Source organism: Massilia sp. Leaf139, assembly GCF_001424165.1.
Classification (GTDB): Bacteria; Pseudomonadota; Gammaproteobacteria; order Burkholderiales; family Burkholderiaceae_D; genus Telluria.
On sequence record NZ_LMOJ01000012.1, the window covers coordinates 26,300 to 52,379 of the forward strand.

Here is a 26,080-nt window from a genome sequence, read left to right on the forward strand (position 1 = left end):
CATATGAATCCAGCAATGTGGATTAGCAAGACCGGCGTGCAGGCGCAAGACGCCAAGCTGCAGGCCATCGCCAACAACCTGGCCAACGTCAACACCGTCGGCTTCAAGCGCGACCGCGTCGTCTTCGAAGACCTGCACTACCAGGTCGACGCCCAGCCGGGCGCACAGAGCGCGGACAACACCGTCTCCAACGGCGTCCAGCTCGGTAACGGTACGCGCCTGGTGGGCACCCAGAAAGTGTTCACCAACGGTTCGATCCAGACCACCAGCCAGCAGCTCGACGTCGCCATCTCCGGCAACGGCTTCCTGCAGGTGCGCCGTCCGAACGGCGATGCCGCCTTCACCCGCGCCGGCCAGCTGCAGGTCGACGCCAACGGCACCCTGACCAATGCCGCGGGCCTGCCCCTGGTGCCGCAGATCACCGTCCCGAACAACGCCACCGCGATCACCATCGCCGAAAACGGCACCGTCTCGGCCACCGTTCCCGGCCAGGCCGCACCGACCGAAATCGGCGCACTGACCCTCACCGGCTTCGTCAATCCGGCCGGGCTCCTGGCCCTGGGCGAGAACCTGTTCTCGGAAACGGCCGCGAGCGGCGCGCCGACCGAAGGCCGTCCGGGCGACGGCGCCCTCGGCAAGCTCAAGCAAGGCGCGCTGGAAGGTTCGAACGTGCAGGTCGTCGAAGAAATGGTCGACATGATCGCCGCACAGCGTACTTATGAGATGAACACCAAAGTGTTGTCGGCGGCTGACAATATGCTGCAATACCTGGCGCAGGCGGCCCGATAATGATCCGTTCTAGCCTTGCGGCAACTATCATGCTGATGTTGCTCGCCGGTTGCGCTTCGCGCGCACCGGTCGCTGCGACGCCGGAAGAAGATCCGATCCCGGTTGCACGCACCGTCCAGCGCGGCGTCTCGGGCGGCGTGTTCAGCAGCGACGCGTTGTCGCTGACTTCGGATGCGCGCGCCTACCGCGTCGGCGACGTCGTCACCGTGATCCTGCAGGAAACCACCCAGGCCAGCAAGCGCGCCGGCACCAGCTTCAACAAGGGTTCGTCGGTGGGCGTGACCCCACTCGGCGTGCTGGGTAAAACCTTCGGCAAGACCGGCGTCGACATCTCGGCCGACCGCAGCTTCTCGGGCGACTCGACGAGCACCCAGCAGAACGCCCTCTCCGGCGCGCTGACCGTGATCGTGCAGGAAGTGCTGCCGAACGGCCTGCTGCGCGTGGCGGGTGAAAAGAACATGACCTTGAACCAGGGCGAGGAATTCGTCCGCCTGAAGGGTTATGTGCGCGCCGCCGACGTCGATGCCGACAACCAGGTGTCCTCGCTGCGCGTGGCCAATGCCCGCATCGCCTATTCGGCCAAAGGCGTGCTGGCCGATGCCAACTCGGCAGGCTGGCTGACGCGCTTCTTCACCGGCCCGCTGATGCCTTTTTGATTTAGGAAAAACATGATTCAGTTTCGTCGCACTGCCTTCGTTTCCCGTATCATTTTTGCCGCTGCGGTCGGTCTCGCCGCAGTCGCACCCGCGCAGGCCGCCCAGGCGCTACGCAACTTGGTCAGCATCGAGGGCGTGCGCGAAAATCCACTGGTCGGTTACGGCCTGGTGGTCGGCCTGAACGGTTCCGGCGACTCGACCCAGGTCAAGTTCGCCAGCCAGTCGGTCGTGAACATGCTCAAGCAATTCGGCGTCAAGCTGCCTGAAGGGCAGGACGCCAAGAACAAGAACGTCGCCGCCGTCATGGTCTCGGCCGTGTTCCCGCCGGGCTACCGCCGCGGCCAGGCGATCGACGTCACCGTCTCCTCGCTGGGCGACGCCAAAAGCCTGCGCGGCGGCACGCTCCTGATGACGCAGATGCGCGCGGCCGACAACGAAACCTATGCGCTGGCCCAGGGCAACCTGGTGGTCGGCGGCCTGTCGGCTTCGGGCAAGAGCGGTTCCTCGGTGACGGTCAACACTCCGACCACCGGCCGCATCCCGAACGGCGCCATGATCGAGCGCGAGATCGCCACCGATTTCGCCACCCGCCCGCAAGTGCTGCTGCGCCTGCGCCAGCCCCATTTCGAGACCGCCACCAATGTCGTGGAAGCGATCAACCGCCGCTTCGGCCAGGTCGCCACTACCGCCGACGGCACCAGCGTCGAAGTCGTCGCCCCGACCAATCCGACCGAGCGCGTCGCCTTTGTCGCCAAGCTGTCGAACCTGTCGGTCGAAGCCGGCGTCGAGGTGCCGAAGGTCGTCTTCAATTCGCGTACCGGCACGGTGGTGATCGCCGACGGCCTGCGCGTGAAATCGGCCGCCGTCACCCACGGTTCGCTGAAGGTCGTGATTTCGGAAAGCTCCAACGTCAGCCAGCCGGGCCCGCTCTCGCGCGGCCAGACCGCGGTCACGCCGCAGTCGCAGTTGTCGGTCGACCAGGGCGGCGGACGCCAGATGTTCAAGTGGCCGGGCGGCGCCAAGCTGCAGACCATCATCGACGTCGTCAACAGCCTGGGCGCGTCGCCGGACGACATCATGGCGATCCTGCAGGCGCTCGACCAGGCCGGCGCCATCGAAGGCGAACTGGTGGTGATCTGATGGACCGCGCCACGCCCCTGAATCCCCTGCTGCCGCGCGCCGGCGTGAGCAAGCCTGAAGCCGTGAGCCCGGCCGCTGCCGCGGAAGCCGCCGATGCGGCCCACGTCGCCCAGGCCACCAAGGCCGCGGTCGAGTTCGAAAGCTTCTTCATTTCGCAGATGCTCAAGGACATGCGCTCGACCACGCGCGAAATGGCCGACGAGGACAGCGTCTTCAAGGACAAGGTCAACCAGGACATGCAGGACATGGCCGACGGCCTCCTCTCCAAGCAAATGGCCGGTCAGCGCGCCTTTGGCGTGGCCGACGCGATCCTGCGCCAGCTGCTGCCTGCAAAAATTACTCCCGGCAACACTTAATTACTTCAGAAAAACGGTCGCCTGTTCAAATCAGGCCCCCGTTTTCCACGAAAGACCTCCATGACCATCATGACCAACGCCCTGTCGGGCGCGCTCGCTTCGCAGATGGCGTTGTCGGCATCCAGCCAGAACATCGCCAATCTGCAAACCAAAGGCTATACGCGCCAGGCGGCGCTGCTCACGGCGGTCGGTGCGGATGCCAGCGGCAAGGCCGTCGGCAATGGCGTGGCGGTCAGCTCGCTGCTGCGTTTCTCGGACGGCTATAAAAGCCAGCAGATGTGGCGCGCGGCGGCCGAGACCGGCCAGTACTCGCAAACCCAGCCCTATCTCACCCAGCTCGAGCGCGTGATGGGCGACGACACGGCCAGCCTGTCGGTCGCGGTCGACCAGTTCTTCTCCTCGCTCAACGCGGTCGCCGGCGACAACGCCACCTCGACCCCGCTGCGCCAGCAGGTACTGACCGCCGCCGGCCTGCTGGCCCAGCGTTTCAACAGCCTGAACAACGTCTACAACGCCCAGCAGCAGTCGGTCAGCCAGCAGCGCAGCGCGATCGTCGATTCGGCCAATGCCAACATCGAGAAGATCGCCGCCCTGAACGCGCGCATTACCCAGGCCAACGCGGTCGGCGCGCCGGCCTCGAGCCTGATCGACGCGCGCGACCTGGCAATCGACGAGCTGGCCGGCCAGATGGCGCTGGAAGTGTCGGAGCAGCCAGGCGGCGTGCGCGACGTTTCGCTGAAGACCGGCCAGGCCTTGGTCATCGGCAACGTCGCCGGCGAACTGAAGGCCGTCGGCGGCGTCGGCGCCCAGAGTTTTACTCTCACCTTCGCCTCGACCACCTTCGGCCTCGACGCCGCCAAGCTCGGCGGCCAGCTCGGCGGCTTGACGGTCTACGAACAGGACATGCTGCGCCCGATGCAGAAAGGCACCGAGGATATCGCGCGCCAGCTCGCCGACAAGGTCAACACCCAGCTGACCCAGGGTTATGCGATGGACGGCACGGCGGGCAAGCCCCTGTTCGTCTTCGCCGCGGGCGCGACCAACATGCTCAACGTCGCCGCCGGCATGGAACCGACCGGCCTGGCGTTTTCGAGCGACGGTAGCCAGGGCGATACCGGCAACCTGCTGAAACTGGTCGGCATCAACGGCCAGTCGGTGAGCGTGACCGGCCTCGGCAGTGTGCTGCTGTCGGACGCCGACACCCAGCTGGTCGGCAAGCTCGGCGTGCTCAGCCAGCAGAACCAGGCCGCCCTCGCCACCGCCGAGACCATGCGTACCCACGCGGTCGACGACTGGCAAGCCACCAGTGGCGTCAACCAGGACGAGGAAGCCGTCAATCTCGTCGAATACCAGAATATGTACCAGGCCAACATGAAGGTCATGTCGGTCGCCAACGCCCTGTTCGACGCCACGCTGGCGATGATGGGTTAAGGATCAAATCATGCGCATCGCCACCGCCCAGTACCAGTCGAACATGAACCAGTCGCTCCAGCTGAACCAGGAGCGCCTCAGCAAGCTGACCCAGCAGATGGCCAGCGGCAAGCGCATCGGCCTGCCTTCGGACGATCCGGTCGACAGCGTGCGCCTGTCGCGCCTGCAGCGCGAGGAAGCGGCCCTCACCCAGTACCGCGACAACATCGCTGCGACCAAGATCCGCCTGTCGAAGAACGAAGGCTACCTCGGCGGCATGATCAACGACATCACCGCCGGCCGCGACCAGATCGTCTGGGCCCTGGACGGCGGCAATACCCCGGCCGACCTGAAGGCGATGGTCAGCCCGCTCCAGGCGCTGCGCGACAGCCTGCTCTTCAGCGCCAACTCGGTCGACCAGGAAGGCCGCTACGTCTTCTCCGGCACCAACACCGGCACCGCGCCGATGGCCTACAACGCCAGCGCCGCGCCGGGTGCGCGCTACAGCTACTCCGGCAACACCAACGAGCAGCGCGTGGTGGTCGGCAACGGCCTGACGCAAGTCGCCAACGACAACATCAAGGGCATGGAGCAGCTGCTCAACCGCCTGGACGCCACCATCGCGGCGCTGGCCAGCCCCACGCTCGACGTCAACAATCCGGCCACGCGCAGCGTGCTGGAAGCGAACCTGACCGGCTTCGACGGCGCCCTCGACCTGGTAAGCGGCAAGATCGCCGTCCTCGGCGGCAAGCAGAACATCCTCGACACGCTCGACGCGAATCATGGTAACGTCAGCCTGTCGAACCAGATGGCCATCACCGACATCGGCCAGCTCGACATGGGCGTCGCCGCAACGGAATTGAACGGTTATTCGACGGCCCTGCAGGCTACTTACAAGGCGTATAGCCGGATCGGCACGCTGTCCCTGTTCTCCGCACTGTAATCGATGGACACCACGCTTCGTTCCGCCACGACCCCGCTTCCAGTCAATACTGGCACCAACATTGGCACCGGCGTCGGCGCCGCCAAGGGCGCGCCGGCGCCCGTGCGCACCCAGCCGTCGCAGGAAGTCGGATCCGAACTGAGCGCGCCCGAACTGCGCGCGCCCGTACGCCTCGCCCCGCATGCGCCGGCCCAGCGCACCCGCACCCACTTCGACACCCGCCTGCAGAGCGACGTGGCCAGCGCCCAGCAAGCCCGTGACTACCTCGATCGCGTCGCCAGCCAGCTCGAATCGGTGAAAGCGGCCCTGTCGGCCAAGATCGCCGGCATGAAGAGCGGCGCGCGCGACCTCGAAGCCAAGGCGCGCCAGCTCGGCGCCACCATCGCTGCGCGCAGCAGCCAGGCCGGCGGCTCGGTCAATGCCCAGCTCGAGTTTTCCGACGGCGAGCCGGCCCAGCAGCGTTTCCGCATCACGGGACTGGACGTCGCCACGCTGCAGGCGGCCGCTCCCCTGTCGCTGTCATTCTCGGTCGGTGGCATCGGCGGCCCGCAACTTGCCGCCTCTTTCGACCCCGAGATGACGCCCGAGCAGATCGCCGGTCGCCTGGATCGCACCCTCGCCCCGGTCGGCCTGCGCGCCGGCCTCGACCGCCAGGGCCGCATCGAATTCACGACCCCTGAAGCGAACTGGCCTGCCGTGCGCGACAGCATCGCCATCTCCGGCCGCGGCCGCGCCACCACCGAAAGCGTGGCGCCGGATGCCAAACTCGAGTCGCTCGCGCTCGGCAACGCCGACGCCCTGCGCCAGAGCCTGCGCGAAGTCGTGCAGGCGCTCGAACGGGTGCGCCGCTCGCAGGACGCCGCCAGCGCCGCCCTCAGCGCCGCCACCCTGCGCGCCGCGCAATCGGCACTGACGCCCGCGGATCTGGCGATCAGCGCCCAGGACTTCGCCTCGACCGCCGCCAGCCACGACTACGAGTCGCTGCTGGCGATCACCTCGGCCCTGGTCGGCGTCAGCCGCGAGCGCGTGCTGGCGCTGCTGGGGATGCGTTAAATTTTCGCCTAATCCTTGTGGGCTCGGGGCGCCCACCCTACGAAAGCCCGACCTTGTAGGGTGGGCGCCCCGTGCCCACGCGTAAGCCTAAGCCTCCTTCGCCACCGGCACCGGGCGCTCGCCGATCTGCTGGCGCCACATCGCGTAATACAAGCCACGCATCTCGAGCAGCTCGGCATGCGTGCCGCTCTCGACCACCGTCCCCTTCTCCAGCACGAAGATCGTATCCGCATGCATGACGGTCGAGAGCCGGTGCGCGATCAAGACCGTCATCTGCGCCGCCCTGCGTGATATCTCGCGCACCGTATTCGTGATCTGTTCCTCGGTGATCGAATCGAGCGCCGACGTCGCCTCGTCGAAAATCAGCAGCGCCGGCTGCCGCACCAGCGCCCGCGCGATCGATAGTCTCTGCTTCTCCCCGCCCGACAGCTTCATCCCGCGCTCGCCGATCACGGTATCGAGCCCTTCGGGCGAACGTTCGAGCAGGTAGGCGCAGGCGGCCTGGCGCATCGCTGCCACGATCTCCTCGTCGCTGGCGTCGGGCTGCACGAAGCGGATGTTGTCGCGGATGGTGCCGGCGAACAGATAGGTTTCCTGCGTCACGAAACCGATCTGGCGCCGCACCCGGTTGTAGCGCAGGTCGGTCGTGCGCACGCCGTTGTACGAGACCTCGCCTTGATACGGCGTGTACAGGCCCACCAGCAGCTTCACCAAAGTCGATTTTCCCGAACCCGAAGGCCCGACGAAGGCCACGGTCTGTCCCAGCGTGGCCGCAAACGACACCCCGGCCAGCGCATCCTCGGGCGCACCCTTGTGACGAAAGCGCACCGCGTCGAAGCGCAACTCGCTGATCGGCCCGATCTCGACCGGGTCGGGAGGACGCTTCTCGACCGGCTTGTCCATGAGCGTCTTGAAGTTCGTGAGCGAGGCCTCGGCTTCGCGGTGGGCCAGGATGATGTTGCCCAGTTCCTGCAGCGGGGCGAAGATCGACACCGAAATGAACTGCATCGCGATCAGTTCGCCCGTGCTGAGGACGTCGCGGAAGATCAGCCACAGCAGCGCGAACAGGATCGCCAGTTTCAGCAAACTCAACGTCGAACCCTGCAGGAAAGACAGCAGGCGGATGCGCTTGACCTTCTCCATCTCCAGCGCAAAGATCGCGTCGGTCTGGCTGCGCAGGCGGCGGATCTCGGGAAAGGTCAGCCCCAGGCTTTTGATGAGCTCGATATTCCGGAGCGACTCGGTGATGAAGCCGGAATTGCGGTTGGTCTCGCGCGTGATCGAGCGCTGCTGGGTCTTGATCTCGCGGCTCAGCAGCCCGGTCAGCCCGCCCAGCACCAGCACCCCGACCAGGAACACCGGTACCAGCAGCCAGTGCTTGGTCACCGCATACCAGGCGAGGAAAGTCACGCCGACCAGGGCCGCGAAGGCCGTGTTGATGAAGGTGTTGATCAGGCGCTCGCTGTCCGCCCTCACCTTCTGCAGCAGGGAGAGCATCTCGCCGCTGCGCAAATCCTCGAACTCCTGGAATTTCAATCGCAGCAGGTGGCGCAGCCCGTCGTTGAAGATGGCCACGCCCAGCTTCTGCACCACCAGGCGCGTCACGTATTCCTGCAGTGCCTTCGCCAGCCGCGACAGCACGGCGACCAGCACGGCCAGGCCGAGCAGGCGCATCACGTACGGCATCGGATCTTCGTCACCAGGCTGGCGCTGCGTCACATGGTCGATGATGCGGCCGAAGATGATGGGATCGACCAGAGCGAGCACCTGGGCGGTGCCGGCGAAGAGCAAGGCCAGCAGGCCGAGGCGCCAGTGGGGTTGCAGGTAAATCCAGAGGATGCGCATGGAGGCATCTTAGCAACCCCTCGGGAAGCGACGCACACGGATGAGCCTGTGCCCACCCTCCATAAAAAAACCGCTGCCCCGCATTCGCATGCGGTGACAGCGGTTTTCCGCAGAACGCGGGAGTGAACATCCCGCGTCGGCATTACGCTTCGCGCGAAGCCTTCTTGCGCTCGTGCTCTTTCAGGTAGCGCTTGCGCAGGCGGATCGACTTCGGCGTGATCTCGACCAGCTCGTCGTCCTCGATGAACTCGACGGCGTATTCGAGCGACATCTGGATCGGCGGCACCAGGCGCACGGCTTCGTCGGTACCCGACGAACGCACGTTGGTCAGCTGCTTGCCCTTGATCGGGTTGACGACCAGGTCGTTGTCGCGCGAGTGGATACCGATGATCATGCCTTCGTACACCGGGGTGTTGTGCTCGACGAACATGCGGCCGCGGTCCTGCAGTTTCCAGATCGCGTAGGCGACGGCGGCGCCGTCGTCCTGCGAGATCAGCACGCCGTTACGGCGGCCGGCCAGTTCGCCCTTGGTGTTGTCGACCGGTGCGTACTCGTGGAACACGTGGCTCATCAGGCCGGTGCCGCGGGTCAGGGTCATGAATTCGCCCTGGAAGCCGATCAGGCCACGTGCCGGGATCAGGTATTCCAGACGGACACGGCCCTTGCCATCCGATTCCATGTTCTGCAGGTCGCCACGGCGGCGGCCCAGTTCTTCCATGACGCCGCCCTGGTTGACTTCTTCGACGTCGACGGTCAGGTTTTCGTATGGCTCGTGGCGCACGCCATCGACCATCTTGTACACGACGCGTGGACGCGACACGGCCAGCTCGAAGCCTTCACGACGCATGTTTTCCAGCAAAATCGTCAGGTGCAGTTCGCCGCGGCCCGAGACTTCGAAGACGGTGTCGTCGTCGGTCGGGGAGACGCGCAGTGCGACGTTGGCCTTCAGTTCGCGCTCGAGACGTTCGCGCAGCTGGCGGCTGGTGACGAACTTGCCTTCGCGGCCGGCCAGCGGCGAGTTGTTGACCATGAAGTTCATGGTCAGGGTCGGCTCGTCGACGGTCAGCATTGGCAGCGCTTCAGGCGTGTCGACCGCGCACAGGGTCGAACCGATGCCGATTTCTTCGATACCGTTGATCAGGCAGATGTCGCCGGCAACAGCCGAGTCCACCAGCACGCGCTCCAGGCCCTTGAAGTTCAGCACCTGGTTGATGCGGCCCTTGATCGGCGTGCTGTCGGGGCCGTTCATGACGAGTACGTCCTGGCCGGTCTTGACGGTACCGCGGTTGACGCGGCCGATGCCGATCTTGCCCACGTACGACGAATAGTCGAGCGAGGTGATCTGCATCTGCAGCGGGCCGTCCGGATTGTCGTCACGCACAGGCACGTACTTCAGGATGGCGTCGAACAGCGGCTTCATGTCGCCTTCGCGCACGTCTTCGGTCAGGCCGGCGTAGCCATTCAGGCCCGAGGCGTAGACGATCGGGAAGTCCAGCTGCTCGTCGTTCGCGCCCAGCTTGTCGAACAGTTCGAAAGTCTGGTTGATGGCCCAGTCGGCGCGCGCGCCTGGACGGTCGACCTTGTTGACGACGACGATCGGCTTCAGGCCCAGGGCCAGCGCCTTGCGGGTCACGAAGCGGGTCTGCGGCATCGGGCCTTCCTGCGCATCGACCAGCAGCAGCACCGAGTCGACCATCGACAGCACGCGCTCGACCTCGCCGCCGAAGTCGGCGTGGCCTGGGGTGTCGACGATGTTGATGTGGGTGCCTTCGTACTCGACCGCGCAATTCTTCGACAGAATCGTAATGCCGCGTTCTTTTTCGAGGTCGTTCGAGTCCATCACGCGGGTATCCACCGCCTGGTTTTCACGGAAGGTGCCGGACTGACGGAGCAGCTGGTCGACCAGGGTGGTCTTGCCGTGGTCAACGTGGGCGATGATTGCAATATTACGAATTGCGCGTTTGGTATTTGACATGTAGTTTCAGCGTGATTTGCGTGATGGTGCGGATGAACTCGCGGAGGTGTCCGATACAGCCAATTTCGGAAACCGCGTAGTATAGCAGGTTTCATGTGACCGCTTCGTGAAAAGGCCCGTATTTTCAACGGCTTGCTGTGTTCTTAACGGTTTTCAGCAGCTTTTCGCGTGTTTTTGGATGAGCACTGAAGACGCAGGCAGCAGGCCGTAGGGTGTGCGGCTATACCTCGGACTGCCTGACCACGCGGCCCGTCCGCCGCCCGCGCGCTCAACAAGCGATATAAAGCCGATCACGTCGAGCTCTCTCGACTCGGACGCGTAACGGCACAGCCGTCCACCCCACGTCATCATCGCATCAGCGCGGCTGCGCCTTGAAACGCGCCACCAGCTGGGCAAGGTTCGCCGTATAGCGCTTGCCTGCAGCCGCAGTGGCGGCATCCTGTTCCTGCTTGTGCAGGCTGGCGAGGACACGGACGGCATCGCGGTTGGCGGCCTGGACGGCGCGGCCGGCCGGCGACTCCATGTGGGCGATGGCTGCCTGCAGTTCCGTCAGAGACAGGCGCTCGACATACATCTTGACGTAGGCGCGCTTGGCCGCCCCAGGATCATGCGCGGCACAGGTATCTTCGCGAAAACGGGAGAACAGCGCGATGACCTCGGGCCAGTAGGCCGAGCGCGGGGAGATCCCGCTGAAGACCTCGCGGTTGGCGGCGTAGGAATGGGCCGCCTGGGCAGCGGCGTCCGCGCCGCCGACGCAGACGCTCTTCGTCTCGCCGTAGGCCTCGTCGATCTGCATCATCTCGGCCAGGCGGGTCGCCGCCGCCGTCTTCCCATCCTGCGCCGTGGCAAGGCAGCAGGCGCCCGCCAGTAGTATTCCCAACAGTGCACGCATTGCAAATCCTTTCTTAGAAAGCAAGAATGCTAGCGCAGTCTTGCAATTTAATAAAGATTTAGCGACGTCGTCAGCCCTGGGATGCCGCAATGAGGCGCTCCGGCGCCAGAATCGCATACTCCTGCAAGTTCGCCGTCCCCAGCAACTTGCCTTCGGCATACACCCGCACCCGGCCCAGTTCCTGCGGCACCAGCACCGATTCCTTGCCCAGCGCCAGGCGCTGGCCGTTGAGGAAACGCTTGGCGAGTTCGGGTGTCAGCTCGACCGCCGGGAAGGTCGACAGCAGCGCGTCGACCGGCGCCAGCAGCGACAGCGGCTCGGCGTGGCCTTGCAGATCTTCCAGCGTGATCATGGTCGCGGCAGTGAGCGCGCCGACCTGGATGCGGCGCAGCGCGTTCAGGTGGGCGCCGCAGCCGAGTGCGGCGCCGATGTCCTCGCCCAGCACCCGCACATAGGTGCCCTTGCTGCAGGTGACGCGGATCTTCAGCATCGGCGCCTCGTAGGAGATCAGCTCCAGGCCGTGGATCGTCACCGGCCGCGCTTCGCGTTCCAGGGTGATGCCTTCGCGCGCGTATTCGTATAAAGCCTTGCCGTCGCGCTTGAGGGCCGAGTACATCGGCGGCACCTGCAGGATCGGGCCGTGGAAGCGCGCCAGCGCCGCCTCGATCTGCGCAATCGTCACGTCGACCGGAAGCGTCTCGATGGCTTCGCCTTCGGTGTCGCCGGTGGTCGTCATGATGCCGAGGTGAACCGTCGCATCGTAGGTCTTGTCCGCTTCCAGCAAGTCCTGCGAGAACTTGGTCGCCTCGCCGAAGCACAGCGGCAGCAAACCGGTGGCGAAGGGATCGAGGGTGCCGGTGTGGCCGGCCTTTTTCGCATTCATCACGCGCTTGGCGCGGATCAATGCGTCGTTCGAGGACAGGCCGACCGGTTTATCGAGCAGCAGGACGCCGTCGACCAGGTCGCGCGGCTTTTTTTGCGGGCGGGCGTTCACTTCGGATCGTCTTCGCTCGCGCCCGGGGCGCTGCCGTCGTCGAAGTCGGCCGCGCGCACGGCGTTGGCCTGGTCGATCAGGGCCGACATCTGCAGGCCGCGCGAGGTCGAGGTGTCGTGCATGAAATGCAGCGCCGGCAGCGTGTGGATGTGCAGGCGCTTGCCGAGCATGTTGCGCAGGTAGCCGGCCGCCTTGTTCAGGCCCTCGAGCGTCTGCTTCACTTCTTCCTTGCTGTCTTTCAGGAGCGTGAAATAGATCTTGGCGTGGGCGTAGTCGGGCGTGAGCTGGACTTCGGTCAGCGTGATCATGCCGACGCGCGGATCCTTCAGCTCGAAGGCGATCAGTTCCGACAGGTCTTTCTGGATCTGGTCGGCGACGCGCAGGCCGCGCTGGGGGATGGTTTTGCTGTGTTTTGCCATGGTGATTGCTTTATATTTTTTGACGATGGTACATCGATTGCAGATTGGGGGGCGTACGGGCGCGGCCCAAAAAAAACGCCATCGGCTGGGCGTGAGCCCGGCGGATGGCGCTTTCGACTTGCGCTGAAAAAATTACAGCGTACGAGCCACTTCGGTCACTTCGAACACTTCCAGGACGTCGCCCACCTGGATCTCGTTGTTGTTCTTCAGCGAGAGGCCGCACTCGAGGCCGGCGCGCACTTCCTTCGCATCGTCCTTGAAGCGCTTGAGCGAGTCGATCTCGCCCGTCCAGATGACGATGTTGTTGCGCAGCAGGCGAACCGAAGAGGTACGCTTGACCACGCCATCGGTGACCAGACAGCCCGCGATCGCGCCGACTTTCGAGACCAGGATGACCTGGCGAATCTCGACCTGGCCGGTGATGGTCTCGCGCTTCTCCGGTGCCAGCATGCCCGACAGTGCCGTCTTGATCTCGTCGATCGCATCGTAAATGATGCTGTAGTAACGGATGTCGACGCCATTGGCTTCGGCCACCTTGCGCGCCTGGGCGTCGGCACGGGCGTTGAAGCCGATGATGACTGCCTTCGAGGCGGTTGCCAGGTTGACGTCCGATTCCGTGATGCCACCGACGGCGGCGTGCACGATCTGCACACGCACTTCCGAGGTCGACAGCTTCTGCAGCGAACCGACCAGCGCTTCCTGCGAACCCTGCACGTCCGTCTTGATGATCAGCGGCAGGTTCTTCACCTCGCCCTCGCCCATCTGGTCGAACATGTTTTCCAGCTTCGCCGCCTGCTGCTTGGCCAGCTTCACGTCGCGGAACTTACCTTGACGGAACAGACCGATTTCACGCGCCTTGCGCTCGTCGGCCATGACCATGACTTCTTCGCCGGCAGCCGGCACTTCGGTCAGGCCCTGGATCTCGACCGGGATCGACGGACCGGCGGTGGCGATTGCCTTGCCGTTCTCGTCCAGCATCGCACGGACACGGCCGTAAGCCGAACCGGCCAGCACCACGTCGCCGCGGCGCAGGGTACCCGATTGCACCAGGATCGTCGCGACCGGGCCGCGGCCCTTGTCCAGACGGGATTCGACCACCAGGCCACGGGCCGGCGAGCCGACCGGCGCCTTCAGTTCCAGCACTTCGGCCTGCAGCAGCACTTGCTCGAGCAGGTCGTCGATACCGGTACCGACTTTTGCCGACACCGGTACGAATGGCGAATCGCCACCGTATTCTTCCGGCACGACGCCTTCGGCCACCAGTTCCTGCGTGACGCGGTCGGTGTTCGCACCCGGCTTGTCGATCTTGTTGATCGCCACGACCAGCGGTACGCCGGCGGCTTTTGCGTGAGCAATCGCCTCTTTCGTCTGCGGCATCACGCCGTCGTCCGCCGCCACCACCAGGATGACGATGTCGGTTGCCTTGGCGCCGCGGGCACGCATGGCAGTGAACGCCTCGTGGCCCGGGGTATCCAGGAAGGTGATCATGCCGCGCGGGGTGTCCACGTGGTACGCACCGATGTGCTGGGTAATGCCGCCGGCTTCGCCAGCTGCCACTTTCGCACGGCGGATGTAGTCCAGCAGCGAGGTTTTACCGTGGTCGACGTGACCCATGACGGTCACGACCGGCGCACGCGCCGTCGATTCGAACTCGGCGTGTTCGCCCTGGTCGGCCAGGATCGCTTCCGGATCGTCCTCGGCGGCAGCGAAGGCTTTGTGGCCCATCTCTTCCACCACGATCATCGCGGTTTCCTGGTCCAGCACCTGGTTGATGGTGCACATCTGGCCCAGCTTCATCAGCTGCTTGATGACTTCCGACGCCTTCACCGACATCTTGTGGGCGAGTTCGGCCACGGTGATCGTTTCAGGAACGTGAACGTCCTTGACGATCGCCTCGGTCGGCGCCTGGAAGTTGGTTTCGCGGTCGTCGTTATGCGAACCGCGGCGGCCACCGCTGCGGCCACCCGCACGCCAGCCGTCACGGCCGCTCGGTGCGCTCGGGGCGCCACGGCCCTTGCCGCCACCAGGCGCGCCACGCTTCTTGGCGTCGTCCGACCAGGTGGAGGACACGTTCGCCGACTTGATCGACTTCTTGTCGCCCGGCTTCTTGTCGCCCGGCTTGGCGGCGGTGCCGTCGGCCGGCTTCTTGTCGGCAGGCTTGTGCAGCGTGCCGGCAGGTGCGGCCGGCTTGGCCACGACTGGCGCCGGAACCGGTTCAGGTGCCTTGATGACACGGCGCGGCTGCGCCATCATCAGCTTGATCTGGGCCACTTCGTCGGCCACGGCCTTGCGTGCACGCTCGGTGGCGGCAGCGCGTTCGGCGGCTTCCTTCGCGGCTTCGGCAGCTTTGGCCTTGGCTTCGTCGGCGACCGCCTGCTTGGCCTGCTCGTTGGCAGCCGAACTGGCGGCGGCGGTCGCGGCGGCTTCGCGCTTGGCGACTTCCGCTGCATCGCGCTTGGCCTGCTCTTCCGCAGCCTTGGCCTGCTCGGCGCGCTCGGACTCGAGCTTGGCCAGGCGTTCCTGCTTTTCGCGCAGATCCGCTTCCTGGCGAGCGACGAGCTCGGCGTGACGGCGTGCCTCTTCCTCGCGGCGTGCGATTTCGGCGGCGTCGATCACCGGCTCGGCCGGTGCGGCCGAAGCGGCAGCTGGTGCCGGGTCGTCACGCTGGACGAAGGTGCGCTTCTTGCGCACTTCGACCTGGATCGTGCGCGACTTGCCCGACGCATCGGCCTGCTTGATCTCGCTGGTTTCCTTGCGGGTGACCGTGATTTTCTTCTTCTCGGTCGATTCGCCCGCACCATGGGTACGGCGCAGGTGATTCAGCAGCTTATCCTTATCATCCTTCGACAAGGGATCTGACGTCGAACTCTTGTCGACGCCGGCAGAACGCAGCTGCGTCAGCAGCAAATCTGCAGGCATCTTCAGTTCGGTGGCAAATTGGGCTACGTTGTTACTCGCCATTCAGTCCTCTTTTCTATGTGTCGCGGAGATGATAAAGATTTGCAAATTATGCCTTGGCCGTTTCTGCAAGGCTCCAGGCTTTCGCCTGCAGCGCCTTGGCGCGGTCATCATATTTACTGTCGACCAGCTTCATCTCATCGTCGGTCACATCATTAAATTCACTCTTGATCAGTTCACGGGCGCGGTCCGACGACAGGGCCAGGATGGCACCGAATTCGTCGTACGCCAGTCCAGCGAAAGCCTCGACCGTCTTGATGCCTGCAAGACCCAGCTTGCCGGCAGTCGTACGGTCCATGCCTTCGAGGTTGACCAGTTCCTCTTCCATGCCTTCCAGCCCCTCTTCCGAAGCGATTGCTTCGGTCACCAGGGCGTCACGGGCACGGGTACGCAGTTCGTTCACGGTCTCTTCGTCGAAGGATTCGATTTCCAGCATTTCCGAAATCGGCACGTAGGCGATTTCTTCCAGGCTCGAGAAACCTTCCTCGACGAGGATGTCGGCCACTTCCTGGTCGACGTCCAGCTTTTCCATGAACAGCGTACGGATCGTCGCCGTTTCCTGGGCCACCTTGTTGGCCGATTCCTCGGCCGTCATGATGTTGATCTTCCAGCCGGTCAGTTCCGACGCCAGGCGCACGTTCTGGCCCGAACGGCCGATCGCGATCGCCAGGTTTTCTTCGTCGACCACCACGTCCATCGCGTGCTTTTCTTCATCGACCATGATCGACGACACGTTCGCCGGCGCCAGGGCGCCGATGACGAACTGGGCCGGATCGTCCGACCACAGCACGATGTCGACGCGCTCGCCGCCGAGTTCGCCGGTCACGGCCTGCACGCGCGAACCGCGCATGCCGACGCAGGTACCGATCGGGTCGATGCGCTTGTCGCTGGTGAAGACGGCGATCTTGGCGCGCACGCCGGCGTCGCGGGCCGCGGATTTAATCTCCAGCAGGCCTTGCTCGATTTCCGGCACTTCCAGTTCGAACAGCTTCATGATGAATTCCGGCGCGGTACGCGACAGGATCACCTGTGGGCCGCGCATATTGCGGTCCACGCGCAGGATGTAGGCCCGGACGCGGTCGCCGATACGCAGATTCTCTTTCGGGATCATCTGGTCGCGCGGCAGGCGCGCTTCGATCTTGCCCGATTCCACAATCGCGTCGCCGCGTTCCATGCGCTTGATGGTGCCGGTGACCAGCGAATCGCCGCGCTCGAGGAAGTCTTGCAGGATCTGCTCGCGCTCGGCATCGCGCACGCGCTGCAGGACGACCTGTTTCGTGTCCTGGGCGAAGCGGCGGCCGAAGTCGACCGATTCCACCGGCTCTTCGATGTATTCGTCGACTTCGATGTCGGCGATCTGTTCTTTTGCTTCGAAATGCAGGATTTCCTGATCCGGCAGCTGCAGGCCGGCCTCATCGGGCACGACGTGCCAGCGGCGGAAGGTTTCGAATTCGCCATTGTCGCGATCGATGCTCACGCGAATGTCGACCTCGCCTTCATAGCGTTTTTTGGTGGCCTGGGCCAGGGCGAACTCGAGCGCCCCGAACACCACTTCCTTATCGACGTTTTTTTCGCGCGCGAGCGCATCAACCAATAACAAAATTTCGCGACTCATGCTTTGCGACTCCTAAAATCCACCTGCGGCACCAAACGTGCCTTGTCCAATTCGGCCAGCGTAAATTCCAACAACGCCGGCCCATCTTTGCCTTCAAATTCCAGACCGATCTTGTCGCCTTCCGGCGCGACCAGGATGCCCGTATAGGTCTTCCGGTTCGCGGTGCCCGGCATGGCAACGCGCAGCTTCACCGTGCATTCGTGGCCGGCGAAGCGCTCGAAATCGGCCAGGGTGCGCACCGGGCGATCCAGCCCGGGCGACGAAATCTCGAGACGTTCGTAATCGACGTTCTCCACGGTCAGTACGTGCGACAACTGGTGGCTCACCGTTGCGCAATCCTCGACCGTGATCGGGCCCTTCTCTTCCGCGACGGCAGCCGGGAAATCGATAAACACGCGCAGCACCCCGCGCTCGCCCCGTTCGACATCAACGAGCTCGTAGCCCAGGCCACCGACTGTCTTGGCGATCAAATCAAACTGCTGCACGACACTTCTCCAAGGGCGTTAAAACGTTTTACCAAAAAAAAAATGGGCATCTGCCCATCTTTTGTATTTACAACCCAACCAGATGAAAGCACTTGCACCAAATTAATACTGGGGAAGGACTTCGATTAGGCTGCAAATTATAACGTATTCGAGGGCACGCTGCAATCGACATACCATTTTATGAGCAAGGCAACAACGGCCGCGCACGTTATCAAAGCAAAAACTGATGTGGTAGTGATCGCAATGCGCTGCCGACCGAATTTTTACCGCTTACGGCTGCGTAACGTAGGGCGGGCATGCCCGCGTGTTTCGCCCGGTTGAGCAGACGCAGCGTGACTCCCGGGCTCCCTACATGAGGACGCTATGCCGCGATTCAAGCGATGATGACGCGTGGGCTCGGAGAGCCCACCCTACGGCATATGACGGCCATCATCAGATTGTTGGCAGCCGCGTAACGTAGGGTGGGCTCCCCGAGCCCACGCGTTCGCCACCTAAATAACGCCGCGGTGCTAAGACGGCCGCGGCAGTGAGAAACTTACCCGCGACGCCCGCGGCGCGGCAAGCCATGCTCCGAACCGCGCGGCCCCTGGCCACCGCGGCGTCCACCGCCACCCGTGCCGGCAAAGCCGAACGTGGTCTGCAGCGGATCAGGCTGCTTTGGACGGCCGCTGCCGCCGCCGCTGCCCGGACGTCCCGATGCGCCGCCGCCGAAGCCGCCGGCATTGCCGCCACGGCCCTTGCCGCCGCCCGCAGGACGGCCCATCGGCGCCGCCATGCCGCCGCGCGGCGGCACGCCGACGCGCGCCACCGGCGGGCCGAACGGATCGACGTTGCGGTTCGCGTCGGCGCGGTCGATGCGGTTGCCGTCCGAACGGCGCGGATCGGCCTGCTGGCCGCCCTTGCCCTTGCCTTTGGCATCACCGCCGGAAGCGCCCTTCTTCTCGATCCCGAACGCGGCCATGAAATTGCGCACGTCGTTTTCTTCCAGCTCTTCCCACCGGCCACGCTTCAGGCCCGACGGCAAGGTCATGGCGCCGTAACGGGTACGGATCAGGCGCGAGACGGTCAGACCGACCGCCTCGAACATGCGGCGCACCTCGCGGTTACGGCCTTCGCCGATCACCACGCGGTACCACTTGTTGATGCCTTCGCCGCCGCCGTCGGCGATCTTGGTGAAGTTCGCCATGCCGTCGTCGAGTTCGACGCCGGCCAGCAGCTTCTGGCGCATGCCTTCTTCCAGCTCGCCCAAGGTACGCACGGCGTATTCGCGGTCGATGTTGTAACGCGGGTGCATCAAGCGGTTCGCCAGGTCGCCAGAGGTCGTAAACAGCAGCAGGCCTTCGGTGTTGAAGTCGAGGCGGCCGACGGCCAGCCATTTGCCGGTTTTCATGGTCGGCAGGCGGTCGAAGACCGATGGGCGGCCTTCCGGATCGTCGTGGCTGACGATCTCGCCGGCTGGCTTGTGGTACACCAGCACGCGCGGCGGCTTGTTGTTGTGCACCTTGCGCTGGATGAGCTTACCGTTGATACGCACGGCGTCGGTCGGCAGGATGCGCTGGCCGATGTGGGCCGGTTCGCCGTTCACCGACACGCGGCCGGCGACGATGAGGTCTTCCATGTCGCGGCGCGAACCGAGACCGGCTTCGGCCAGCACCTTGTGCAGCTTCGGCGCGTCGTCGTCGGCCGTCAGGTCGCGGCGCACCTGCTTCGATTGCTGGCCGCGGCCGCCGTCGTTGGCGTCGAAGGCGTCCGAGGTGACGAAGGAGAACACGGCGTCGGCGTCGTTCGGCTTGCCGCCACCCTTGCCCTTGCCGTTAGGCTTGCCGCCCTGGCCGCGGCCGCCCTGGCCATTCTGCTGCACGTTCGGCTGTGCGCCGCGCTGGCCTTTAACGTTCTTCTGCTGTTTATTCTTACCCTGGCGCCCTTCGCGGCGGGCGTCGCCGCCCTGCTCGCCCTGTGCCGGCGCAACATCGGCCGATGGCGCGGCTGCCTGCGCTTCCGGCGCGGCGGCTGGTGCGATTGCCGGCTTGTTCGCCTCGCGCACGGCGCGCTGTTCGCGCATCTGGCGTGGGCCGCGCGGCTTGCGCTGGCCGTCGGCTTGCGCCTGGCCCTGGCGCGGCGCATCGGCGGCGGCCATGTTGTCGACCGTCGGCGCCGGATTGGCGACGGCGGCCGGCTGCGGCCAGGTTTCCATCGCCTGCGCAGGCGCTTCGGCCGGCTTGGCCTTGGCGGCGCGCGGCTTGCGCACGGAGACGCGGGCCGGCGCAGGATCGGCCGCGGGCGCAGCGGCTGCGCTTGGCGCGGCGGCGCTCTCGGCGGCCGCAGGTGCGGCTGCTTCAGGCGCAGCGGCAGCCTTGGTGCGGCGCTTCGGCTTCGCAGCGGCCGGCGCTTCGGCTGCGGCGGCGGCAGGCGCAGCGGCCTCCACGGCAGCAGCGGCCTTGGTGCGGCGCTTCGGCTTGGCCGCCTCGTCCTTGCCTGGCGCGGCAGGCGTGGTATCGGTGTCAGTTGGGTTCATTGTTCGTTTCGTTGTTGTTGACCCTGTCCACGCCGAAGGCCGGTTGCGGGTCGTGTATCAGGACTTCAACGGGTGAAGTAACTTGTTCTTCTTCGGCGGCCGCCTGGGCGTCCGCCTTGTCAAAATTCTGTTGCAGCGCCGCTTCCAGCGCCTCGAGGCTGCGCCCGTCCTGGGCGTCGGCAATACTATCTAGCGGAGGCAATTGCCCCAGCGATGCCAGACCGAGGTCGTCGAGGAACTGCTTCGTCGTCCCCAGCAGGGCCGGCCGGCCCACCACTTCGCGGTGGCCGACGACGTCGATCCAGCCCCGGTCTTCGAGCATCTTGATCGTCTGCGAGTTCACCGCGACGCCGCGGATCTCCTCGATGTCGCCGCGCGTGACCGGCTGGCGGTAGGCGATGATCGCCAGGGTTTCGAGCGTGGCGCGCGAATACTTCGGCGGCTTTTCCGGAGTGATCCGGTCGAGATACGGCTTCATCTCGGGACGGCTCTGGAAGCGCCAGCCCGATGCCAGGCTGACGATCTCGATGCCGCGGTCTTTCCAGTCGTGGCGCAATTCCTCGAGCAGCAGCTTGATGGTGTCCGTGCCGACGCCGATTCCGAGCACGCGTCCGTTCGCGTCGACGTCGGCGAACAGCTTTTTCATGCCGTGCAGCGACATCGGCTCGCGCGCGCACAACAAGGCGGTCTCGAGTACCCGCTTGGCCTCATCAGTCTTCATTCTCGATGTCGTCAGGGCTCGCAAGCCTGGAAACGTTCAAACAAATAAGCGCAATCACAGCCGCCAACAACGCGCATCGCTGGCCGGAAACGGCACAGCGCAAGCCATATCGCCAACGCGGGTTCGCAACTCAGCTCGTTGAAACAGGAATCAATGGCCCGCGCTTGGACGCGGCGGGCGCAATAACGTGGCGGAACCGGGCCCGGCCACAGGGCTGCACGCGTGCAAGGCGGGCAGCCTACAGATGATTATTCAGCGAAACGCGGATCTGGCATGCGGCCTGGAGGCTGGAAGGCTCGGTGGGCGCGCCATGCAGTAATCGACATCGTTTCTTCAACTGCGGGCCATTGTAACCGATAAAACACAAGAACGGCCACTTGCGCAAGGGGTGCGCAGCGCTTTGGCTTCAAGCCGACAGTTTTTCCGCTAAAACGGCGGACACGCCAAGGAAAGCCGGATATTCGGCGGTGATCACGTAGGTCGGCACCTGGGCCAGGTAGGAAGCGAACCGGCCCTTCTGCTCGAAGCGCTGGCGGAAGGACGAGGCGGCGAAGCGCTCGCCCAGACGCGGCACGATGCCCCCGCCGATGTACACGCCGCCCTGGGCGCCGAGAGTCACGGCCAGGTTGCCGGCAACCGTGCCGAGCATGCCGCAGAACACGTCGAGCACCTGGTTCGACAGCGCGCATTCGCCGGCCAGTGCGCGGCGCGAGATTTCCGGCGCGGACAGGCTCTCCGACGCGACGCCCTGCACATGCGCCAGTGCGCGGTAGATCAGCTCGACCCCGGCGCCCGACAGGAAGCGCTCGGCCGAGACGTGCTCGAACTCGCGCCAGGCGTATTGCAGCACCGCGACTTCGAGTTCGTTTGCGGGCGAGAAGGTGACGTGGCCGCCCTCGCTGTTCAGTGCCGTCCAGCTTGGGCCGGCCGGGATCAGGCCCGACACGCCCAGGCCGGTGCCCGCGCCCAGCAGGCCGAGCGGCGCACCGGCACGCGCAGCTCCGCCGCCGACCTGCACCTTGTCGGTGTCGGCCAGGTGCGGCAGCGAGCGCGCCAGGGCGTAGAAATCGTTGACTACCAACAGCGTGTCGAGCCCGACCTCGCGGCGCACCGCCTCGATCGAGAACTGCCAGTGGTGGTTGGTCATGCGAATCTGGTCGCCGTCGACCGGATTCGCGATCGCCACCGCGGCATGGGCGACGGATCCGAACGCGGCGACCACAGGCGAGGCCAGGTAAGCGCGCATGGCGTCGGCAAACGTCGCATGGTCACCGCAGGCGAGCACCTGCACCGCGTCGAACCGTCCCGGCGCCAGCTCGAGGGCGAAGCGCGCATTGGTGCCGCCGACATCGGCCAGCAGGCGCGGGCGATCGAACTGGGCGGCAGAGGAAACGTGGACGGGCAAGGAAGCAGTCATTGCAGGGCATCAGGCTGGGGATGCCCAAGCTTACTGGATTTCTTTGCGGACTTACAAGAACAATCTGTAGTTTAGGTACAAAGGTGCGGTGATCGCACCAACAATTCCGGTCAGTTCAAGTAGTACGACTACGCGCTGCGCATCTGTGTTGCCTCTTCTCCAGCTGGCGCATGATGGGCCTGCCAGGCATCGAGTCCGCCGTGCAGCGGCCGCGCCCGGTGAAAGCCATTGGCCAGGAACTGCTTGGCGACCTGGGCCGCCGTGACATCGTTCGGGCAGGAGCAGTAGACGACGATGTGGCGATCCTTGTCCAGGCTGGCCATGAGCTGGCCCGGCTCGCAGTCGTTGAACAGCACGGCGCCCGGAATGGCCGACTCGAGCGCCTGGGCGGTGACGCTGCGCGCGTCGACGATCAAGGGGTCGTGCCCGCCTTCCATCAGGGCCTTCAATTCGCCGATCGCGATGCGCGGCACGGCCAGCGTGGCCCGGTGCCGGCGCCGCTCCACATATTTATAGGCGACGAACAGCGCCAGCAGGCTGCCCAGCACCATCAGCGCCGCGCTGCCCATGGTTTCCAGGGTGGACAGCACATTGTCGACGCTGTCGTGGAAGATGGCGCCGAGCGCGATGCCGGTGCCGCCCCAGAGCAAGGCGCCGGTGCCGGCGAAGCCGAGAAAGGTTGCGGCGCCCGTGCCGAGCGCGCCCGACATCGGCGCCGCGATGGTGTTGAAGCCGGGGACGAATTTCGAGACCAGCAGCGACTTCGGCCCGTAGCGGCGAAAGCGGTCTTCGGTCTGGTTGACGCAGGAATCGGGCGAGAGCGAAATGCGGCACAGCAGGCGCAGCACGCGCTTGCCGTAGAAGCGGCCGGCGCGGAACCAGAAGAAATCGCAGATCAGGCAGGCGAGCAGCACGGCCGCCAGGCACAGCTGCCAGCTGGCCCCACCCTCCATCGCCATCGCGCCGGCCAGTACCAGCACGGGAAAGGCAGGAATCGGCAGCCCGAACTGCTCCAGCAGCACGGTGCCAAAGACGAGGAAGACGCCGTAGTTCTGGATCAGGAGAGTAAGCTCGGACATCCGTTCATGGTAGCCGAATTCCCCCTTTTCGGCTGGCGGCTGGCTGCTGGGGTATGACTCCTTTACGCAACGCTTTGCCGAACGCGCAGAAACCTCACGCCAGGCGCGGAATCGCCGCCAGCAGCGACCGCGTGTACGGATGCTGCGGATCGCGGTAGAGCGTATCCGAATCGGCCATTTCGACCACGCTGCCGTGATGCATCACCATCACCCGGTCGGCGATGTAGCGCACCACCGACAGGTCGTGCGAGATGAAGATGTAGCTCAGCTTGTACTCGTCCTGCAGATCCTGCAGCAGATTCAAGACCTGGGCCTGCACCGACACGTCCAGCGCCGAGACCGATTCGTCGCAGACAAGGATCTCCGGCTTCATCGTCAGGCAGCGCGCGATCGCGATGCGCTGGCGCTGGCCGCCGGAGAACTCGTGCGGATAACGGTGAAAGGCCTGGGCCGGCAGGCCGACCCGTTCCAGCAGCGCATGCACCGTCCTGGTGCGTTCGCGGTCATCGTCGCCGATGCCGTGGATGCGCATCGGCTCCAGCAAAATCTGTCCGACCGTGAAACGCGGATTCAGGGAGGCATACGGATTCTGGAAGATGATCTGGATGCGCCGCTTATACGCGGCATACTCGCGCTCGGACAGTGCGAACAGGTCGCGCCCGTCGAAGATGGCGCTGCCGCCGGTGGCGCGGTGCAGGCGCAGCAGGGTCAGGCCGACCGTGGTCTTGCCTGACCCGGATTCGCCGACCACGCCCAGGGTCTTCCCCCGCGGGAGCGTGAACGACACGTCCTTCACCGCGTGGAAGACGCGCTTGCCGAACAGGCCCTCGCGCAGCGTAAAACTTTTCGCCAGATTGTTCACGACCAGCACATTCTCGTCGTCCGGCGCGTAGCCACGCGTACGCTGCGGCAGCGCCGCCAGCGGGTCGCCCCGTCCGCTCAGGTAGTCGTCGATCACGGGCAGGCGCACCGGGCGGCTGTCAAGCGTCGGGCGGCAATGCAGCAGGGCGCGCGTATAGGCGTCGCGCGGCGCGCCGAACACCTGCCCGGCGCTGCCCTCTTCCCGTACTTCGCCATGGCGCATCACGATCACGCGGTCGGCGATCTCGCCCACCAGCCCGAGGTCATGGGTGATGAAGAGCACGGCCATGCGGTGCCTTCTTTGCAGGGCCGCGATCAGCTCCATGATCTGCTTTTGGATCGTCACATCGAGCGCCGTAGTAGGCTCGTCGGCGATCAGGAGTTTCGGTTCGCAGGCGATCGCCATCGCGATCATGACGCGCTGCTGCTGCCCGCCCGACATCTGGCTCGGATAGGCGTCGATTTTAGTTGCCGGATCGGGGATGCCGACTTCCTCCAGCAGCGCCAGCGTGCGCGCGCGGGCTTCCTTCTTGTTCATGCCCATGTGCCGGCGCAGCACTTCGCCGATCTGGAAGCCCACCGTGAACACCGGGTTCAGCGACGACATCGGCTCCTGGAAGATCATCGCGATGTCCTTGCCGCACAGGGCGCGCCGTTCGGCGACGGACAGATGCAGCAGCTCGCGCCCCTCGAACTGCACGCTCGATTGCGGGTCGACCAGCGTCGTCTCCGGCGGCAGCAGTCCCATCACGGCCAGCGAGCTGACCGACTTGCCGCTGCCCGATTCGCCCACCAGGGCCACGGTGGCGTCGTGCGGCACGTCGAAGGAAATGCCTTTGATCGCTTCCACCGTGGTCTTGCGGTCGACACGGAAGGCGATGCGCAGGTCGCGCACGCGCAGCAGCACTTGGGGTTCAGCTTGGGATTCAATCGTCATGCGGCCTCATTTCAGCTTCGGATCGAGCGCATCGCGCAGCGCATCGGTGAACAGCGAAAAAGCCGTCACCAGGATCGCCATCGCCCCCGCCGCGGCGGCCAGCTGCCACCATTTACCGAGGATCAGTTCGTTCTGCGCTTCGTTGAGCATGCTGCCCCAGGACACGGTACCGACCGGCACGCCGAAGCCGAGGAAGGACAGAATGACTTCGGCCTTGATGAAGCCGACCACCAGGATCGACAGCTGCACCAGCGCCACGTGCGAGACGTTCGGGAAGATGTGCGAGAACATCTTGCGCCAGCTCGAGGCCCCGATCGCATCGGCCGCCATCACGTATTCGCGTGCCTTGTGCTTGATGTATTCGGCGCGCACCAGGCGATAGGGCCCCGTCCAGCCGGTCAGGCCCAGGATCAGGACGATGGTCGTCACGCCTTTCTGCTGCAGGACGGCGGCCACGGTGAGGATCATCAGGATCGAGGGGATCGACGTGAAGATGCTGTAGAACCAGTTGAACAGGTCGTCGACCAGTCCGCCGAAAAAGCCGGAGACGGCGCCGAACAGGGTGCCGAGTCCGACCGCGACAAAGGCCGCCACCAGGCCCACCACGATCGAGGTTTCGCCGCCCTTGATGGTTTTTTTCAGGATGTCGTGGCCCCATTTGTCGGCGCCGAAGGGCAGCGTCAGGGCCTTGGGACGCGGCGGGTGCGTGGCCTGCAGCTCGGCCTTCAGCTGCGCGATTTCTTCCGCCAGCGGATCGAAGACGTTCGGCGGCACCGGCGCCTGCGGCTGCGCCAGCGCGACGCTTGCCGCATCGGGGCCGACGAAACCGGGCGGCGCGTAATTCACCGCCACTTCCTCTTCCCAGTCGGCGGCCACCAGTCCGGTCGTGGACTGCATCAGCAGCACGAGAAAGGCGCCTACCACGCCGAGGGCCGCCATCGCGATGCGGTCGGCGCGCAGGCGGCGCCAGGCCAGCGTCCACAGGCCGGGCGAGCCGGCGTGATTCATCGTCGTCATCGC

The 26,080-nt window shown here is 65.0% G+C and carries 21 protein-coding genes; 7 read left to right on the forward strand and 14 right to left on the reverse strand.

The genetic code is table 11. The annotated features are described in order from the left end of the window. Positions 1-3: 3 nt before the first annotated feature. The 7 genes from flgG to ASF77_RS08895 are packed head-to-tail and all read left to right on the forward strand — an operon-like array spanning position 4 to position 6,347. On the forward strand, positions 4-789 hold the full coding sequence (gene flgG, locus ASF77_RS08865) for a flagellar basal-body rod protein FlgG (protein ID WP_200934155.1): 786 nt from the start codon (positions 4-6) through the stop codon (positions 787-789). Then, positions 789-1,445, forward strand: a complete 657-nt coding sequence (gene flgH / locus ASF77_RS08870; protein ID WP_056337826.1) for a flagellar basal body L-ring protein FlgH — start codon at positions 789-791, stop codon at positions 1,443-1,445. Before flgG ends, flgH begins: the two co-directional genes overlap by 1 nt. 12 nt (positions 1,446-1,457) lie before the next feature. After that, positions 1,458-2,585, forward strand: a complete 1,128-nt coding sequence (locus ASF77_RS08875) for a flagellar basal body P-ring protein FlgI (RefSeq protein ID WP_082493676.1) — start codon at positions 1,458-1,460, stop codon at positions 2,583-2,585. After that, positions 2,585-2,941, forward strand: a complete 357-nt coding sequence (locus ASF77_RS08880; RefSeq protein ID WP_082493677.1) for a rod-binding protein — start codon at positions 2,585-2,587, stop codon at positions 2,939-2,941. The genes ASF77_RS08875 and ASF77_RS08880 overlap by 1 nt, the downstream gene beginning before the upstream one ends. Positions 2,942-3,001: 60 nt before the next feature. Beyond that, positions 3,002-4,372, forward strand: coding sequence for a flagellar hook-associated protein FlgK (flgK, locus tag ASF77_RS08885; RefSeq protein ID WP_056337829.1), 1,371 nt, complete (start codon positions 3,002-3,004; stop codon positions 4,370-4,372). 10 nt (positions 4,373-4,382) lie between these two features. Then, on the forward strand, positions 4,383-5,294 hold the full coding sequence (flgL, locus tag ASF77_RS08890; protein ID WP_056337833.1) for a flagellar hook-associated protein FlgL: 912 nt from the start codon (positions 4,383-4,385) through the stop codon (positions 5,292-5,294). Positions 5,295-5,297: 3 nt separating this feature from the next. Continuing rightward, a complete protein-coding gene (locus ASF77_RS08895; protein WP_056337836.1) occupies positions 5,298-6,347 on the forward strand; it encodes a hypothetical protein in 1,050 nt (349 codons plus the stop codon). 87 nt (positions 6,348-6,434) lie between these two features. On the opposite strand, the gene ASF77_RS08900 is transcribed toward ASF77_RS08895, so the two are convergent. From ASF77_RS08900 to ASF77_RS08965, 14 genes are all read right to left on the reverse strand, one after another. Then, entirely contained in the window at positions 6,435-8,192 is a 1,758-nt protein-coding gene (locus ASF77_RS08900) for an ABC transporter ATP-binding protein (protein ID WP_056337838.1), read from the reverse strand. A 142-nt stretch (positions 8,193-8,334) separates the two neighbouring features. Further along, positions 8,335-10,167 carry a translational GTPase TypA gene (typA, locus tag ASF77_RS08905; protein ID WP_056337840.1) on the reverse strand — a complete coding sequence of 611 codons (1,833 nt, stop codon included), beginning with the start codon at positions 10,165-10,167 and terminating at the stop codon, positions 8,335-8,337. Positions 10,168-10,522: 355 nt separating this feature from the next. Continuing rightward, a complete protein-coding gene (locus ASF77_RS08910; RefSeq protein WP_156648817.1) occupies positions 10,523-11,059 on the reverse strand; it encodes a hypothetical protein in 537 nt (178 codons plus the stop codon). 70 nt (positions 11,060-11,129) lie between these two features. Further along, positions 11,130-12,053, reverse strand: coding sequence for a tRNA pseudouridine(55) synthase TruB (gene truB, locus ASF77_RS08915; RefSeq protein ID WP_056337844.1), 924 nt, complete (start codon positions 12,051-12,053; stop codon positions 11,130-11,132). Beyond that, positions 12,050-12,472: a 30S ribosome-binding factor RbfA gene (rbfA, locus tag ASF77_RS08920; protein WP_056337847.1), complete on the reverse strand. Its 423-nt coding sequence runs from the start codon at positions 12,470-12,472 to the stop codon at positions 12,050-12,052. Before rbfA ends, truB begins: the two co-directional genes overlap by 4 nt. A 132-nt stretch (positions 12,473-12,604) precedes the next feature. After that, a complete protein-coding gene (gene infB, locus ASF77_RS08925) occupies positions 12,605-15,433 on the reverse strand; it encodes a translation initiation factor IF-2 (RefSeq protein WP_056337850.1) in 2,829 nt (942 codons plus the stop codon). A gap of 46 nt (positions 15,434-15,479) precedes the next feature. Further along, positions 15,480-17,045, reverse strand: coding sequence for a transcription termination factor NusA (gene nusA / locus ASF77_RS08930; RefSeq protein WP_056337853.1), 1,566 nt, complete (start codon positions 17,043-17,045; stop codon positions 15,480-15,482). Then, positions 17,042-17,530 carry a ribosome maturation factor RimP gene (rimP, locus tag ASF77_RS08935; protein WP_056337857.1) on the reverse strand — a complete coding sequence of 163 codons (489 nt, stop codon included), beginning with the start codon at positions 17,528-17,530 and terminating at the stop codon, positions 17,042-17,044. Before rimP ends, nusA begins: the two co-directional genes overlap by 4 nt. Before the next feature lie 535 nt (positions 17,531-18,065). Then, entirely contained in the window at positions 18,066-20,045 is a 1,980-nt protein-coding gene (rluB, locus tag ASF77_RS08940) for a 23S rRNA pseudouridine(2605) synthase RluB (RefSeq protein WP_056337860.1), read from the reverse strand. Then, positions 20,032-20,766 (reverse strand): SMC-Scp complex subunit ScpB, encoded by a 735-nt coding sequence (gene scpB, locus ASF77_RS08945; RefSeq protein ID WP_056337863.1) that lies wholly within the window; start codon positions 20,764-20,766, stop codon positions 20,032-20,034. Before scpB ends, rluB begins: the two co-directional genes overlap by 14 nt. 406 nt (positions 20,767-21,172) lie before the next feature. Further along, positions 21,173-22,183: a glucokinase gene (locus tag ASF77_RS08950; RefSeq protein WP_056337865.1), complete on the reverse strand. Its 1,011-nt coding sequence runs from the start codon at positions 22,181-22,183 to the stop codon at positions 21,173-21,175. Between the two features lie 128 nt (positions 22,184-22,311). Then, entirely contained in the window at positions 22,312-23,262 is a 951-nt protein-coding gene (locus ASF77_RS08955; protein ID WP_056337867.1) for a DedA family protein/thiosulfate sulfurtransferase GlpE, read from the reverse strand. A 94-nt stretch (positions 23,263-23,356) separates the two neighbouring features. Then, positions 23,357-25,060, reverse strand: a complete 1,704-nt coding sequence (locus ASF77_RS08960; RefSeq protein ID WP_056337869.1) for an ABC transporter ATP-binding protein — start codon at positions 25,058-25,060, stop codon at positions 23,357-23,359. Between the two features lie 6 nt (positions 25,061-25,066). Further along, positions 25,067-26,077: an ABC transporter permease gene (locus tag ASF77_RS08965; RefSeq protein ID WP_056337871.1), complete on the reverse strand. Its 1,011-nt coding sequence runs from the start codon at positions 26,075-26,077 to the stop codon at positions 25,067-25,069. Between the last annotated feature and the right edge of the window lie 3 nt (positions 26,078-26,080).